At 61.5% G+C, this 14,773-nt stretch carries 14 protein-coding genes; all 14 read left to right on the forward strand.

Going from position 1 to position 14,773, the window contains the following annotated elements:
* Positions 1 to 58: 58 nt before the first annotated feature.
* The 14 genes from NUV89_RS04350 to fliJ all read left to right on the forward strand — a co-directional run bounded on the left by NUV89_RS04350 (position 59) and on the right by fliJ (position 14,703).
* Complete coding sequence (locus tag NUV89_RS04350) at positions 59 to 1,798, forward strand: flagellin (RefSeq protein WP_257780429.1); 1,740 nt, start codon at positions 59 to 61, stop codon at positions 1,796 to 1,798.
* Positions 1,799 to 1,873: 75 nt separating this feature from the next.
* Positions 1,874 to 2,224: a flagellar protein FlaG gene (locus NUV89_RS04355; protein ID WP_017735199.1), complete on the forward strand. Its 351-nt coding sequence runs from the start codon at positions 1,874 to 1,876 to the stop codon at positions 2,222 to 2,224.
* Positions 2,225 to 2,307: 83 nt separating this feature from the next.
* Positions 2,308 to 3,678, forward strand: a complete 1,371-nt coding sequence (fliD, locus tag NUV89_RS04360; protein WP_257780430.1) for a flagellar filament capping protein FliD — start codon at positions 2,308 to 2,310, stop codon at positions 3,676 to 3,678.
* Positions 3,679 to 3,817: 139 nt separating this feature from the next.
* Positions 3,818 to 4,207 (forward strand): flagellar export chaperone FliS, encoded by a 390-nt coding sequence (gene fliS / locus NUV89_RS04365; RefSeq protein ID WP_026136596.1) that lies wholly within the window; start codon positions 3,818 to 3,820, stop codon positions 4,205 to 4,207.
* A 25-nt stretch (positions 4,208 to 4,232) separates the two neighbouring features.
* Complete coding sequence (gene fliT / locus NUV89_RS04370) at positions 4,233 to 4,529, forward strand: flagellar protein FliT (protein ID WP_017735202.1); 297 nt, start codon at positions 4,233 to 4,235, stop codon at positions 4,527 to 4,529.
* A 169-nt stretch (positions 4,530 to 4,698) separates the two neighbouring features.
* Complete coding sequence (locus NUV89_RS04375) at positions 4,699 to 6,171, forward strand: sigma-54 dependent transcriptional regulator (RefSeq protein WP_257780431.1); 1,473 nt, start codon at positions 4,699 to 4,701, stop codon at positions 6,169 to 6,171.
* Between the two features lie 111 nt (positions 6,172 to 6,282).
* Entirely contained in the window at positions 6,283 to 7,473 is a 1,191-nt protein-coding gene (locus NUV89_RS04380) for an ATP-binding protein (protein ID WP_308220184.1), read from the forward strand.
* 6 nt (positions 7,474 to 7,479) lie between these two features.
* A complete protein-coding gene (locus NUV89_RS04385) occupies positions 7,480 to 8,856 on the forward strand; it encodes a sigma-54 dependent transcriptional regulator (RefSeq protein WP_257780433.1) in 1,377 nt (458 codons plus the stop codon).
* A 131-nt stretch (positions 8,857 to 8,987) separates the two neighbouring features.
* A complete protein-coding gene (fliE, locus tag NUV89_RS04390) occupies positions 8,988 to 9,317 on the forward strand; it encodes a flagellar hook-basal body complex protein FliE (protein WP_017735206.1) in 330 nt (109 codons plus the stop codon).
* A 16-nt stretch (positions 9,318 to 9,333) separates the two neighbouring features.
* Complete coding sequence (gene fliF, locus NUV89_RS04395; protein ID WP_017735207.1) at positions 9,334 to 11,115, forward strand: flagellar basal-body MS-ring/collar protein FliF; 1,782 nt, start codon at positions 9,334 to 9,336, stop codon at positions 11,113 to 11,115.
* Entirely contained in the window at positions 11,108 to 12,127 is a 1,020-nt protein-coding gene (gene fliG, locus NUV89_RS04400) for a flagellar motor switch protein FliG (RefSeq protein WP_017735208.1), read from the forward strand. Before fliF ends, fliG begins: the two co-directional genes overlap by 8 nt.
* A 10-nt stretch (positions 12,128 to 12,137) precedes the next feature.
* On the forward strand, positions 12,138 to 12,902 hold the full coding sequence (fliH, locus tag NUV89_RS04405; RefSeq protein WP_257780434.1) for a flagellar assembly protein FliH: 765 nt from the start codon (positions 12,138 to 12,140) through the stop codon (positions 12,900 to 12,902).
* Entirely contained in the window at positions 12,892 to 14,250 is a 1,359-nt protein-coding gene (gene fliI / locus NUV89_RS04410) for a flagellar protein export ATPase FliI (RefSeq protein WP_017735210.1), read from the forward strand. The genes fliH and fliI overlap by 11 nt, the downstream gene beginning before the upstream one ends.
* 3 nt (positions 14,251 to 14,253) lie before the next feature.
* On the forward strand, positions 14,254 to 14,703 hold the full coding sequence (fliJ, locus tag NUV89_RS04415) for a flagellar export protein FliJ (RefSeq protein ID WP_257780435.1): 450 nt from the start codon (positions 14,254 to 14,256) through the stop codon (positions 14,701 to 14,703).
* The last annotated feature ends 70 nt before the right edge of the window (positions 14,704 to 14,773 follow it).

A 14,773-nucleotide genomic window follows, 5' to 3' on the forward strand; every position in this document is an offset into this window, starting at 1 on the left:
ACACCCGGCGGTTGCCAGGGCCGGAAGCCGCAGCATCCCATCCAACGAGGATTTCGTCATGGCATTATCAGTTAACACCAACATCACGTCTCTGGGGGTCCAGAAGAACCTGAATAAGGCTTCCGACGCTCTGAGCCAGTCGATGAACCGTCTGTCCTCCGGCCTGAAAATCAACAGCGCCAAAGACGACGCTGCCGGCATGCAGATCGCCAACCGTCTGAACAACCAGGTCAAAGGCCTGAACGTTGCCATCGCCAACGCCAACAACGGCGTGTCGATTGCCCAGACTGCTGAAGGCGCGATGCAAGAATCCACCAACACCCTGCAGCGTCTGCGTGAACTCGCCCTGCAAGCGGCGAACGGTGATAAAAGCGACGCTGACCGTGTTTCCCTGCAGCAAGAATTCACCGCTAAAGTGGGCGAGCTGAACCGTATCGCCAGCACCACTACCTTCGGTGGTCGTAACCTGCTGGACGGCTCGTTCCAGAACGTAGCTTTCCAAATCGGCGCCAACGCCAACGAGACTATCTCGTTCGGCATGACCGACATCAGCTCCACCGCGCTGAAAGGTAACTTCAGCGAAGCCACTGTTAACAGCACCGCATTGAGCGGTCTCGCTGCTACCACTACTGGCTCGGTACTCACTGATAAAGCCACTGTCTCGGGTTCCGCTGCTGTCGGCGCTACTGTGGCGAGCGACAATATCAAAATCAACGGTACAACAATCACTTTCGGTGCTGTCGCAGCTAGTGACTTGGGTGTTGCCGCAGCTGCTGCTATCAACAAAGAGACAGCTACCACCGGTGTTACTGCAAGCACCGATGCTACTGGCGTCCTGACACTGAGCTCCACCAAGGCTATCAACCTCGCAGCTGGCGATGTTGTAACTGCTTCTGCTGGCCCACCCCCAGTCGCTGCCAAAACTGATGGCTTGGCTAACCTGAAGCTGACTGCTAACCCTGCCATTGCCACTACCAGCAACCTGACCTCTGACGGTGCGATCACTGTAAACGGTGCTGCAGTAACTTGGGCGAAAGGCGACGCCATGTCGACCGTTCTCACCAAGCTCACCAATGCTGCTGGCGGCGCTGCAGCGGGTGCTTCCGCTACCTTCACCGAAGGTCGTCTCAAGCTGACCTCGGGCAACGGTGCAGACATCAAGCTGGCTAACACTAACAGCGGTTCACTGTCGCAACTGGGTCTGTCTGCCGGTACCACTCAGGCCAAACTGACCGACGATACTTCCATCTCCGTCAACGGCGTAGAAGTCAAGTTCAAGAAAGGCGACACCGCTGACGCAGTTGTAGCTTCGATCAACAGCGCTAGCACCGGTGTACAGGCGAGCAAAAACACTGACGGTACTCTGAGCCTGTTCGCAGACAAAGACATCACCATCAAAGACGGCAGCGCCGGTACCGGTCTGAAAGCCCTGGGCCTGACCACTGTTGCTGCCAACGGCACCAAAACCGCCGTGACCATGGAAACCAGCGTTTCCGACCTGAACATCCTGTCCGCCGCTTCTTCGCAGCAGGCTATCCAGGCTCTGGACGACGCCATGCAGCAGATCGACAGCCAGCGTTCGCAGCTGGGTGCCGTACAAAACCGTTTCGCCAGCACCGTGGCCAACCTGCAGAGCATTTCGCAGAACTCCTCCGCTGCCAAAGGCCGCGTAGAAGACGCTGACTTCGCTTCTGAAGCTGCTGAACTGACCAAGCAACAAACCCTGCAACAGGCTTCCACTGCGATCCTGTCCCAGGCCAACCAACTGCCATCGTCTGTTCTGAAGCTGCTTCAGTAATAGCGGTAGCGGTTAAATAACGGGAGGGTGCGTGCATAACGTGCCCTTCCGTTTTTTCAGTTTGGAGGTGATGACATGGACATGAGCATCAAGCTGAACACGCCGTACCCGGCTGCTGTAACTCAGCCCAGCACTGCACCTGTCGCCCAGGCCCAGCCTGCGGCCAACAGTGAAGCGAAAGTGCCGGCGAGCGAAGAGCCGCAGCGCGTCGCGCTGGAAAAAGCCGTAACCGATATGCGTGAGTTTGTGCAGGCTTCACAGCGCAACCTGGATTTTTCCATCGATGACTCCACTGGCATAGTGGTCGTCAAGGTGATCGCCACTGACAGTGGTGAAGTGATTCGACAGCTTCCATCGGAGACCGCGCTGAAATTGGCGCAGAATTTGAGCGATGCCAGCAGCCTGCTGTTTGATAGCAAGGCTTGAGTTGGCACGAAACATGTTTCTGATTGCGGCATCGGCGCTTGAGCGCCAAAAAACGGCCGCTTCAGGACAAGGAGAATAAGCAGATGGCTAGTTCAACGATTTCCGGCCCAGGTTCGGGCTACAACACGCAAGCGATCGTCGAGGCACTGGTTGGGGCTGAAAAGGCACCCAAGGCAGCCCAGATCTCTAGTCAGCAAAAAGACGCGACGATCAAATTGTCGGCGGTCGGCTCGATCAAGACGGCGTTGGAAGCCTACCAGGCGGCAATCACCAAGTTGAACAACGTCACTGCGTTCAACGGGCTTTCTGCCAGTTCCTCCGAAGAGAAGAACATCAAGGTCACCTTGGGTGACGGCGCCTCCAGCGGCAAGTACGCGGTGAAGGTCGATAGCCTGGCCACCGCCGCCAAAGTCACCACCAAGGTGAATACGGACGGTGCCACGGGCAAGGCCAACAGCACTGACGAAGCGCAGACGTTGACCATCAACCAGTCGGGCAAAAGCTACGACGTGGTGATTGCCGGCGGCGCGACCCTCAAGGAAGTGCGGGAAGCCATCAACACCCAACTCTCGGCCCAGGGCATCAGTGCCAACGTGCTGAGCGACTCCAACGGCGCACGCCTGGTCCTGACGTCGACCAACACCGGCGAAGGCACCGACATCACCCTCAGCGGTGACTCGGAGCTGGTTGCCGGTTACGACAAAGGCACGGCCCCGACCAACGCCAAGTACAACATCGACGGCGTCGAGATGTCGTCCGCCACCAACAAGATCGATTCCGCCATCAGTGGTGTGACCCTCGACTTGCTGGCCGTTGACTTGACCAAGCCGACCACCACCATCACCGTGGCCACCAATACCGACACCTTGAAGACCTCGGTGCAGTCCTTCGTTACCGCCTACAACGCGTTGACCACGGCGATCAACACCCAGACCAAGGTGACCGCCACGGGCGATGCGTCGACGACGGTTGCGGGTGCCCTGACGGGTGATGCGTCGATGCGTCAGCTGGTCAACAGCATGCGTTCCGAGCTGACCAGCGGCTCCGGTGCGGGCAGCATGACCAGCCTGGCACAAATGGGCGTCACCACGGACCAGAAAACCGGCCTGTTGAGCCTGGACGACAAGGCGTGGGACAAGGCCGTGGTCAAGGGCGCTGGCGATGTGGCCAAGTTCTTCACCGGCGACACGGGCTTGATCACCCGCATGAACAAAGCCACCGCCAGCTACGTCGGCACCACCGGCACCCTGGCGACGCGTGCCACCGATCTCAACAACAAGTTGACCTCGCTGACCACCGAATCCACCGCCCTGGACGTACGCATGGAGGCCTTGAAGAAGTCCCTGAGCGCCAAGTACACCGCGATGGACACGATGATCGCGCAGATCAACGCCAGCAGCTCCAGCATCATGACCACCCTCAACTCGCTGAACAACGCGAAGTCGTCGTCCTGATTGATCGGGGCGCTTCGGCGCCCCGCAGCAGGGCTTACCGGTGGTCTGGCGTATGACGCCTGGATTAAAGAATTTTGTGACCTGGTCGAAAAACTGGTTAAGCAACCCTATTCGACATGGCCAGTAACGAGGTAGCAACATGAACCCGATGAGAGCCCTTCGCCAGTACCAGAAGGTCAATTCCCACGCCCAAGTCTCCGAAGCCAGCCCGCACCGCCTGGTGCAGATGCTGATGGAGGGCGGTCTTGATCGCATGGCGCAGGCCAAGGGGGCATTGAGCCGTGGCGATATCGCTCAGAAAGGTCTGATGCTGGGCAAGGCGATTGAAATCATCTCTGGCCTGCGTGATGGCCTCGAACCGGAAAAAGCGGAAGATCCGGCGTCGGTGCAGCAGCTGGATGCGCTGTATGACTACATGAGCAACCGTCTGGTTGAAGCCAACCAAGTGAACGATGCCGACATGATCGACGAAGTCGCGCGGTTGCTGATTACCGTCAAGTCCGGCTGGGATGCCATCGCTCCACAATAAGGCCAAGCGCCTTGAGGAACACATCATGAGCCAAGCACTGCAACGCATCGATGAAGCCCGCGACGCCCTGATAAGCGCGTTGGCCGAGCGCAATTGGGATGCTGTCGGTGAGCTGGATATGGGCTGCCGTGCGGTGATCGATGAGGTGCTCAGCGAGGCGCCGGTGGACGAGGATGCGCTGCGCGAGAAGCTGGAGAGTCTGCTGGCGGTGTATCAGCAGTTGCTGGAAGTGACCACTGGCGAAAGACAGGCGATTTTTGAAGAGATGTCGCAGATCAACCAAGCTAAAAATGCGTCAAAGGTTTACCATCTGTTCGGCTGAACGGGCTCAGTTAAACCGAATGCGCGTCATAAATTTGACTGCGCGTGATTTTTTGACTTAACTAGTGCTGTTTTCAGATTTCAGAGGGGTGTAAAGCAGAAAATGCTTACAGCCATCTAGATTGCCCAGACTTCAGGGCACTTGAGTTAACTAGGGAAGTTGCTATTGCATGTGGCGTGAAACCAAAATTCTGCTGATTGATGACGATAGCGTCCGCCGCCGCGATTTAGCGGTGATTTTGAATTTTCTTGGCGAAGAAAATCTGCCCTGCGGCAGCCATGATTGGCAGCAGGCGGTCAGCTCATTGTCATCGAGCCGTGAAGTCATTTGTGTGCTGATCGGGACGGTAAACGCTCCTGGCGCTGTTTTGGGCTTGTTAAAGACACTGTCTACCTGGGATGAGTTCCTTCCCGTGTTGCTGATGGGCGATATTTCTTCCGTCGAGCTGCCTGAAGACCAGCGCCGCCGCGTGCTCTCCACCCTGGAAATGCCGCCCAGCTACAGCAAATTGCTCGATTCCCTGCACCGCGCCCAGGTCTATCGCGAGATGTATGACCAAGCCCGCGAGCGCGGTCGCCACCGTGAACCCAATCTGTTCCGCAGCCTCGTCGGCACCAGCCGTGCGATTCAGCACGTGCGCCAGATGATGCAGCAAGTGGCCGATACCGACGCCAGCGTGCTGATCCTCGGCGAGTCGGGCACCGGCAAGGAAGTGGTCGCGCGCAACCTGCACTATCACTCCAAGCGCCGCGACGGGCCATTCGTGCCGGTCAACTGCGGGGCGATCCCGGCAGAGCTGCTCGAAAGCGAATTGTTCGGCCACGAGAAGGGCGCCTTTACCGGGGCGATCACCAGCCGTGCCGGGCGTTTCGAGCTGGCCAACGGCGGCACCCTGTTCCTTGACGAAATCGGCGACATGCCCCTGCCGATGCAGGTCAAGCTGCTGCGTGTGTTGCAGGAACGTACCTTCGAGCGCGTGGGCAGCAACAAGACCCAGAGCGTCGATGTGCGCATCATCGCGGCCACCCACAAGAACCTCGAAAGCATGATCGAGGTGGGCAGCTTCCGCGAAGACCTGTACTACCGCCTCAACGTCTTCCCGATCGAGATGGCCCCGCTGCGCGAGCGCGTGGAGGACATCCCGCTGCTGATGAACGAACTGATCTCGCGCATGGAGCACGAGAAGCGCGGTTCGATCCGTTTCAATTCCGCCGCGATCATGTCCCTGTGCCGCCACGGCTGGCCGGGCAACGTGCGTGAACTGGCCAACCTGGTGGAGCGCATGGCGATCATGCACCCCTACGGTGTGATCGGCGTGGTCGAGCTGCCGAAGAAATTCCGCTACGTCGATGACGAAGACGAGCAGCTCAATGACATCCGCACTGACATGGAAGAGCGTGTAGCGATTAACGGCCACACGCCGGACTTCGCCTCCACCGCCATGTTGCCGCCGGAAGGCCTCGACCTGAAGGACTACCTCGGTAACCTGGAACAAGGCCTGATCCAACAGGCCCTGGACGACGCCAACGGCATCGTCGCCCGCGCCGCCGAGCGCTTGCGTATCCGCCGCACCACCCTGGTGGAGAAGATGCGCAAGTACGGCATGAGCCGTCGAGACGGGGATGAACAGGCGGATGATTGACGCCTAAATCACAAACCGCTGATTAGTCAGCGGTTTTTTTTTAGGCACGGGTATTGCTACAGCCCTCGCAACGTTCCGTTTAACTGACGGTCAGCCAAGCGAGAGAGCATGATGCCCCACGCCGCCCAACTATCTTCGGTGCCTGACGCCGAGCAGCTCAGCCGCAATGGCCTGGAACAGGCCTTTTCGCTGTTCAACCAGATGTCCAGCCAGCTGACAGACTCCTACAGCCTGCTGGAAGCCCGGGTTTCCGAGCTGAAAGGCGAGCTGGCCGTGGTCAGTGCGCAGCGCATGGAAGAGCTGGCCGAGAAAGAGCGTCTGGCCAACCGTCTGCAAAACCTGTTGTCACTGTTGCCCGGCGGCGTGATCGTCATCGACGAAGACGGCCGCGTGCGCGAAGCCAACCCGGCTGCCTGCGACATGCTTGGCCTGCCGCTGGAAGGCGAGCTGTGGCGTCATGTCATCACCCGCTGCTTCGCGCCCCGTGAAGACGACGGCCATGAGATCTCCCTGAAGGACGGCCGCCGCCTGTCCATCGCCACGCGCTCCCTTGATGCCGAGCCCGGCCAGTTGGTGTTGCTCAACGACCTCACCGAAACCCGTCACCTGCAAGACCAACTGGCGCGCCATGAGCGTTTGTCGTCGTTGGGCAGGATGGTCGCTTCTTTGGCGCATCAGATCCGTACGCCGCTGTCGGCGGCGCTGATCTACGCCAGTCATTTGACTGATGAGCAACTGCCGCCAGAAACCCAGCAACGTTTTGCTGGCAGGCTCAAGGAGCGTCTGCACGAATTGGAGCACCAGGTGCGCGATATGCTGGTGTTCGCCCGCGGCGAATTGCCGCTGACCGACCGCGTCACCCCGGCCGACCTGATGCGCGCCCTGCAAGCCGCCGCGAGCACCCATATCCAGGACGCCGAAGTGCGCTGGCAATGCGACAGCCACCTCGGCGAGTTGCTGTGCAATCGCGACACCTTGGTTGGCGCGTTGCTCAACCTGATCGAAAACGCCACCCAGGCCAGCACCCCCGGCGCGCGCCTGAAAATTCACCTGTACAGCCGCGCGCAAACCCTGCGCCTGTGCATCAGTGACAGCGGCAGTGGCATCGACCCGCAGGTGCTGCAGCGCCTCGGCGAACCCTTTTTCACCACCAAGACCAACGGAACGGGCCTTGGCCTGACCGTGGTCAAGGCCGTGGCACGTGCGCATCAGGGAGAATTGCAGCTGCGTTCCCGGTTGGGGCGTGGCACCTGTGCATTGATGACCTTGCCGCTGTTTTCAGGCGCGGCAAGCGCGGAGTAGACGAACATGGCAATCAAGGTTTTATTGGTAGAAGACGATCGCGCCCTGCGTGAGGCATTGGCTGACACGCTGCTGTTGGCGGGCCATGACTATCGGGCGGTCGGTTCAGCCGAGGAAGCCTTGGACGCGGTGGAGCAGGAGCCCTTCAGCCTGGTGGTCAGCGACGTCAACATGCCCGGCATGGACGGCCATCAGTTGCTCGGCCTGCTGCGTACACGCCAGCCGCAACTGCCGGTGCTGCTGATGACCGCCCATGGCGCCGTGGAGCGCGCGGTCGACGCCATGCGCCAAGGCGCGGCGGATTACCTGGTCAAGCCGTTCGAACCGAAAGCCTTGATCGAACTGGTGGCCCGCCATGCGCTCGGCGTGCTTCCGGCCAGCGATGGCGAAGGGCCGATTGCCTTCGAGCCGGCCAGCGCGCAACTGCTGGAACTGGCCGCCCGTGTGGCGCGCAGCGATTCCACGGTGTTGATCTCCGGCGAGTCCGGCACCGGCAAGGAGGTGTTGGCGCGCTATATCCACCAGCAATCCAGCCGTGCCAGCCAGCCGTTTGTCGCGATCAACTGCGCGGCGATCCCCGACAACATGCTTGAAGCCACCTTGTTCGGCCACGAAAAGGGCTCGTTCACCGGCGCCATTGCGGCTCAGGCGGGCAAGTTCGAACAGGCCGACGGCGGCACCATCCTGCTCGACGAAATTTCCGAAATGCCCCTGGGCCTGCAAGCCAAGCTGCTGCGTGTGTTGCAGGAGCGTGAAGTGGAGCGGGTCGGCGCACGCAAGCCGATCCAGCTGGATATCCGTGTGGTCGCCACTACCAACCGCGACCTCGCCGGCGAAGTGGCGGCGGGGCGCTTCCGTGAGGACCTGTTCTACCGCCTCTCGGTGTTCCCCCTGGCCTGGCGCCCGCTGCGTGAACGCCCGGCCGACATCATCCCGCTGGCCGAGCGCCTGCTGAACAACCACGTCAAAAAAATGAAGCACGCCCAGGCGCGCCTGTCGGCCGAGGCCCAGGCCTGCCTGATCGCCTATCCGTGGCCTGGCAACGTGCGGGAATTGGACAACGCGATCCAGCGCGCCCTCATCCTGCAACAGGGCGGCCTGATCCAGCCCCAGGATTTCTGCCTGGCGATGGGCAGCGGCGTGGCGCCATTGCCGAGCCTGGCACCCGCGCCGGTACTGGCCGAAGCCGAATCTGCCGGTGCCCTGGGCGACGACCTGCGTCGCCGCGAATTCCAGATGATTATCGACACTCTGCGCGCCGAGCGCGGTCGCCGCAAAGAGGCCGCCGAACGCCTGGGCATCAGCCCGCGCACCCTGCGCTACAAGCTGGCGCAGATGCGTGATGCGGGGATGGATGTGGAAGCGTATCTGTTTGCCACCTAGCTGGTACCAAGGCCGACAAGGTTTGTCGCCTTTTCTTACGAATCGATACAGAGCTGGCACCCTTGTTGCTACTTCCCCTAGTAATTGCGGCGTAGTGTCAAAAATTTGCGGGTTGTCGGAGAGAGAAGGTCATGAGCCAGGGTATTGAGTTCAATCGGTTGATGTTGGATATGCGCTCCATGCAAATGGATGCCATGGCTCAACCGAAATCCGTCGCGCAAGCGCCGGAATTGGGCCAAAGCAGCTTTGCCGACATGCTCGGCCAGGCGATCAATAAAGTCAGCGACACCCAGCAAGCCTCCAGCCAGTTGGCCACCGCGTTCGAAATCGGCAAAAGCGGCGTGGACCTCACCGATGTGATGGTCGCTTCGCAAAAAGCCAGTGTGTCGTTCCAGGCGTTGACCCAGGTGCGTAACAAGTTGGTTCAAGCCTATCAAGACATCATGCAGATGCCGGTTTAAGGACGAGATTTAAGTCATGGCAGAAGCAGTCGTGGACAACGCACCCGCCAAGGCAGACGGCAAGCCGCCGCTGTTTGGCCTGTCGTTCCTGGAAAACCTCTCCGAAATGACCATGCTGCGTCAGGTGGGCCTGATGGTCGGCCTGGCGGCCAGCGTGGCGATTGGTTTTGCCGTGGTGTTGTGGTCGCAGCAACCGGATTACCGCCCGTTGTACGGCAGCCTCGCGGGCATGGATTCCAAACAGATCATGGAAACCCTCGCCGCCGCCGACATCGCCTACACCGTCGAGCCCAACTCCGGCGCCTTGCTGGTCAAGGCCGACGACGTGGCCCGTGCGCGGATGAAACTCGCCGCCGCCGGCGTGACGCCGTCCGACGCCAATATCGGTTTTGAAATCCTCGACAAAGACCAGGGCCTGGGGACTTCCCAGTTCATGGAAGCCACCCGCTACCGTCGTGGCCTGGAAGGCGAGTTGGCCCGCACCATCTCCAGCCTGAACAACGTCAAGGGCGCCCGCGTGCACTTGGCCATCCCGAAAAGCTCGGTGTTTGTGCGCGATGAGCGCAAGCCAAGCGCCTCGGTGCTGGTGGAGCTGTTCTCCGGCCGCTCCCTGGAGCCTGGCCAGGTGCTGGCGATCATCAACCTGGTGGCCACCAGCGTGCCTGAGTTGAGCAAGTCGCAGATCACCGTGGTCGACCAGAAGGGCAACCTGCTCTCGGACATGGCCGAAAACTCCGCGCTGACCCAAGCCGGCAAGCAGTTCGACTACAGCCGCCGCATGGAAAGCATGCTCACCCAGCGCGTGCACAACATCCTGCAACCGGTGCTTGGCAACGACCGCTACAAGGCTGAAGTGTCGGCCGATGTGGACTTCAGCGCCGTCGAATCGACCTCCGAACAATTCAACCCGGACCAGCCCGCGCTGCGCAGCGAGCAGTCCACCAGCGAACAACGCACCGCCAGCAGTGGCCCGCAAGGTGTGCCGGGTGCCTTGAGCAACCAGCCGCCTGCGCCAGCCTCGGCGCCGCAAACCACCGGTGGCGCCGCAGCCACCGCGGGCGCCATCGCCCCGGGCCAACCGCTGCTGGACGCCAACGGCCAGCAGATCATGGACCCGGCCACCGGCCAGCCGATGCTCGCCCCGTACCCGGCGGACAAGCGTAACCAGTCCACCAAGAACTTCGAGCTCGACCGTTCCATCAGCCACACCAAGCAGCAACAGGGCCGCGTCAATCGCCTGTCGGTGTCGGTGGTGGTCGATGACCAGGTCAAGGTCAACGCAGCGGACGGCACCATTACCCGTGCGCCATGGGGCGCCGATGAATTGGCACGCTTCACCCGCCTGGTGCAGGACGCGGTCGGTTTCGACGCGAGCCGTGGCGACAGCGTCAGCGTGATTAACATGCCGTTCTCCGCCGAACGTGGCGAAGTGATCGCTGAAGCAGCGTTCTACACGCAGCCGTGGTTCTGGGACATCGTCAAGCAAGTGCTGGGTGTGTTGTTCATCCTGGTGCTGGTGTTCGGCGTGCTGCGCCCGGTGCTCAATAACATCACCGGTAACGGCAGCAAGAAACAACTGGCGGCCTTTGGTGGCAGCGACGTCGAGTTGGGTGGCATGGGCGGCCTGGATGGCGAACTGGCCAACGACCGCGTCAGCCTCGGCGGCCCGCAAAGCATCCTGTTGCCAAGCCCGAGCGAAGGTTACGACGCGCAGTTGAATGCAATCAAAAGTCTGGTGGCAGAAGACCCGGGCCGTGTGGCCCAGGTCGTGAAAGAGTGGATCAACGCAGATGAGTGATAATCGAGCCGCTGTTGCCAAGCTCACCAAGGTCGACAAAGCGGCGGTTCTGCTGCTGTCCCTCGGTGAAACCGACGCCGCCCAAGTGCTGCGCCACATGGGCCCCAAAGAGGTTCAGCGCGTCGGCGTGGCCATGGCGCAAATGCGCAATGTGCACCGCGAGCAAGTCGAACAGGTGATGAGCGAGTTCGTCGAGATCGTCGGCGATCAAACCAGCCTGGGCGTCGGCTCCGACAGCTACATCCGCAAGATGCTCACCTCGGCCCTGGGCGAAGACAAGGCCAACGGCCTGATCGACCGCATCCTGCTGGGCGGCAACACCAGTGGTCTCGATAGCCTCAAGTGGATGGAGCCGCGCGCGGTTGCCGACGTGATCCGCTTCGAGCACCCGCAGATCCAGGCCATCGTCGTCGCGTACCTCGACCCGGACCAGGCCGGTGAAGTGCTCGGCCACTTCGACCATAAAGTGCGCCTGGACATCATCCTGCGCGTGTCGTCGCTGAACACCGTGCAACCGGCGGCGCTGAAAGAACTCAACACGATCCTGGAGAAGCAGTTCTCCGGCAACTCGAATGCCGCGCGCACCACCTTGGGTGGTATCAAGCGTGCCGCCGACATCATGAACTTCCTCGACAGCTCGGTCGAAGGCCAGTTGATGGACTCGATCCGCGAGATCGACGACACCCTGTCCGGCCAGATCGAAGACCTCATGTTCGTGTTCAACAACCTTTCCGATGTCGACGACCGTGGCATCCAGGCGTTGCTGCGCGAAGTGTCCTCCGACGTACTGGTGCTGGCCCTCAAGGGTTCGGACGAAGGCGTCAAGGAGAAGATCTTCAAGAACATGTCCAAGCGCGCCTCCGAACTGTTGCGCGACGACCTCGAAGCCAAGGGCCCGGTGCGCGTCAGCGACGTGGAAACGGCGCAGAAAGAAATCCTCACCATTGCCCGCCGTATGGCCGAAGCCGGAGAAATCGTTCTCGGCGGGAAGGGCGGCGAAGAAATGATCTAAGGCGCGCCCCATGTCGAACAAAGATGAGACGCCCAGCGATCTGATTCGCGCGCGGGATGTCGGCGGGTTCGACATCTGGTCGTTGCCCAGCTTCGACCCGCATGTGCCGGAACCGGAGCCCGAGCCGGAACCCGAGCTGCCGGCGGAAATGGAAGAAGTGCCGCTGGACGAAGTCCAGCCACTGACCCTCGAAGAGTTGGAAAGCATCCGCCAGGAGGCCTACAACGAAGGCTTCGCCGCCGGGGAAAAAGACGGTTTTCGCAGCTCCACCCTCAAGGTCCGCCAGGAAGCCGAGGCCGCGCTCGGCGCCAAGCTGGGCAGCCTGGAGCGCTTGATGCGCAGCCTGTTCGACCCGATCGCCGAGCAGGATTCGCAGCTGGAAAAATCCATGGTCGGCCTGGTGGAGCACATCGCCCGCCAGGTGATCCAGCGCGAACTGGTGCTCGATTCCAGCCATATCGAAAGCGTCATGCGCGAAGCCCTCAAGCTGCTGCCCCTGGGCGTCGGCAATGTGCGCTTGTACATCAACCCGCAGGATTTCGAACAGGTCAAAGCCCTGCGCGAGCGCCATGAAGAAACCTGGCGCATCGTCGAAGACGCGGCGTTGCAGCCCGGTGGTTGCCGCGTCGAAACCGAACACAGCCGCATCGATGCCACGGTGGAAACCCGCATCAGCCAGATCATGGCCAAGCTGCTGGACCAGGCCCACGAGCAGGTGCTGAACCCGGCCGAGCCGGATTTGAGCGTGGACCTGGACGCCCCTGATGCGCCTTGATCGCACCAGCTTCGCCAAGCGCCTGAGCGGTTACGCCGAGGCCACGGAGTTGCCCGGCCAGCCGATCCTCGAAGGGCGCCTGTTGCGCATGGTCGGCCTGACCCTCGAAGCCGAAGGCCTGCGCGCCGCCATGGGCAGCCGCTGCCTGGTCATCAACGACGACAGCTACCACCCGGTGCAGGTCGAAGCCGAAGTGATGGGCTTTTCCGGCAGCAAGATTTTCCTGATGCCCGTCGGCAGCCTGGCGGGCATCGCCCCCGGCGCCCGCGTGGTGCCCCTGGCCGACACCGGCCGCCTGCCCATGGGCATGAGCATGCTCGGCCGCGTGCTCGACGGCGCCGGCCGTGCGCTGGATGGCAAGGGCGGCATGAAGGCCGAAGACTGGGTGCCGATGGACGGCCCCACCATCAACCCGCTCAAGCGCAACCCCATCAGCCAGCCGCTGGATGTGGGCATCCGCAGCATCAACGGTTTGTTGACGGTCGGGCGCGGCCAGCGTCTGGGCCTGTTTGCCGGTACCGGCGTGGGTAAATCCGTACTGCTGGGCATGATGACCCGATTTACCGAGGCCGACATCATTGTGGTCGGGCTGATCGGCGAACGGGGCCGCGAGGTGAAGGAATTCATCGAGCACAGCCTGGGCGAAGAGGGCCTCAAGCGTTCAGTCGTGGTCGCCTCGCCGGCGGATGATGCGCCGCTGATGCGCCTGCGTGCCGCCATGTACTGCACGCGCATCGCCGAATATTTTCGCGACAAGGGCAAGAACGTCCTGTTGCTGATGGACTCCCTCACACGTTTCGCCCAGGCCCAGCGGGAAATCGCCCTGGCCATCGGCGAGCCGCCGGCGACCAAGGGTTATCCGCCGTCGGTGTTCGCCAAGCTGCCCAAGCTGGTGGAGCGCGCCGGTAACGCCGAGGCCGGGGGTGGCTCGATCACCGCGTTCTACACCGTGCTGTCCGAAGGCGATGACCAGCAAGACCCGATTGCCGACTCGGCGCGGGGCGTGCTCGACGGCCACATCGTGCTGTCGCGGCGCTTGGCGGAGGAGGGGCACTACCCGGCCATCGACATCGAAGCGTCCATCAGCCGGGTGATGCCGTCGGTGGTCACGCCGACGCACATGGCGCGGGCGCAGCAGTTCAAGCAGCTGTGGTCGCGCTATCAGCAGAGCCGCGACTTGATTAGCGTTGGCGCCTACGTCGCCGGTGGCGACCGCGACACCGACCTGGCGATCGCCTTGCAGCCGCAACTGGTGACCTACTTGCGCCAGGGCCTCAACGACAAGATCAGCATGGGCGAAAGCGAAGCGCACCTGAACTCGATCTTCGCCCCGGCACCGGGCGGCTAAGCCATGGCCAGCACTCGTTCGTCGCGCCTCGCCCCAGTGGTGGACATGGCCGAAAAGGCCGAAAAAACCGCGGTGCAACGCCTGGGGTATTTCCAGGGCCAGGTGCGCCTGGCGGAAAGCAAGCTCGGTGACCTGGAGCGCTTTCGTGGCGAATACCAGCAACAGTGGATCGAACGCGGCACCAAGGGCGTTTCGGGCCAATGGTTGATGGGTTACCAGGGCTTTCTCAAGCAGCTTGAAACGGCCGTCGACCAGCAGCGCCAAAGCCTGCAGTGGCACCAGAACAATTTCGAAAAGGCCCGCGACAGCTGGCAGCAGGCGTACGCCCGGGTCGAGGGCTTGCGCAAGCTGGTGCAACGCTACATCGACGAAGCGCGGGCGCTGGAAGACAAGCGTGAGCAAAAGCTGTTGGATGAGTTATCACAGCGTCTCCCGCGCCAATCCCAATACTAACTTTCACCACTGGCCTACTGTGGGAGCGGGCTTGCTCGCGAATGCGGTGGCTCAGTGACAGATGCATTGA

Origin of the sequence: Pseudomonas sp. 18.1.10 (assembly GCF_024655625.1) — a bacterium.
Taxonomy (GTDB): domain Bacteria; phylum Pseudomonadota; class Gammaproteobacteria; order Pseudomonadales; family Pseudomonadaceae; genus Aquipseudomonas.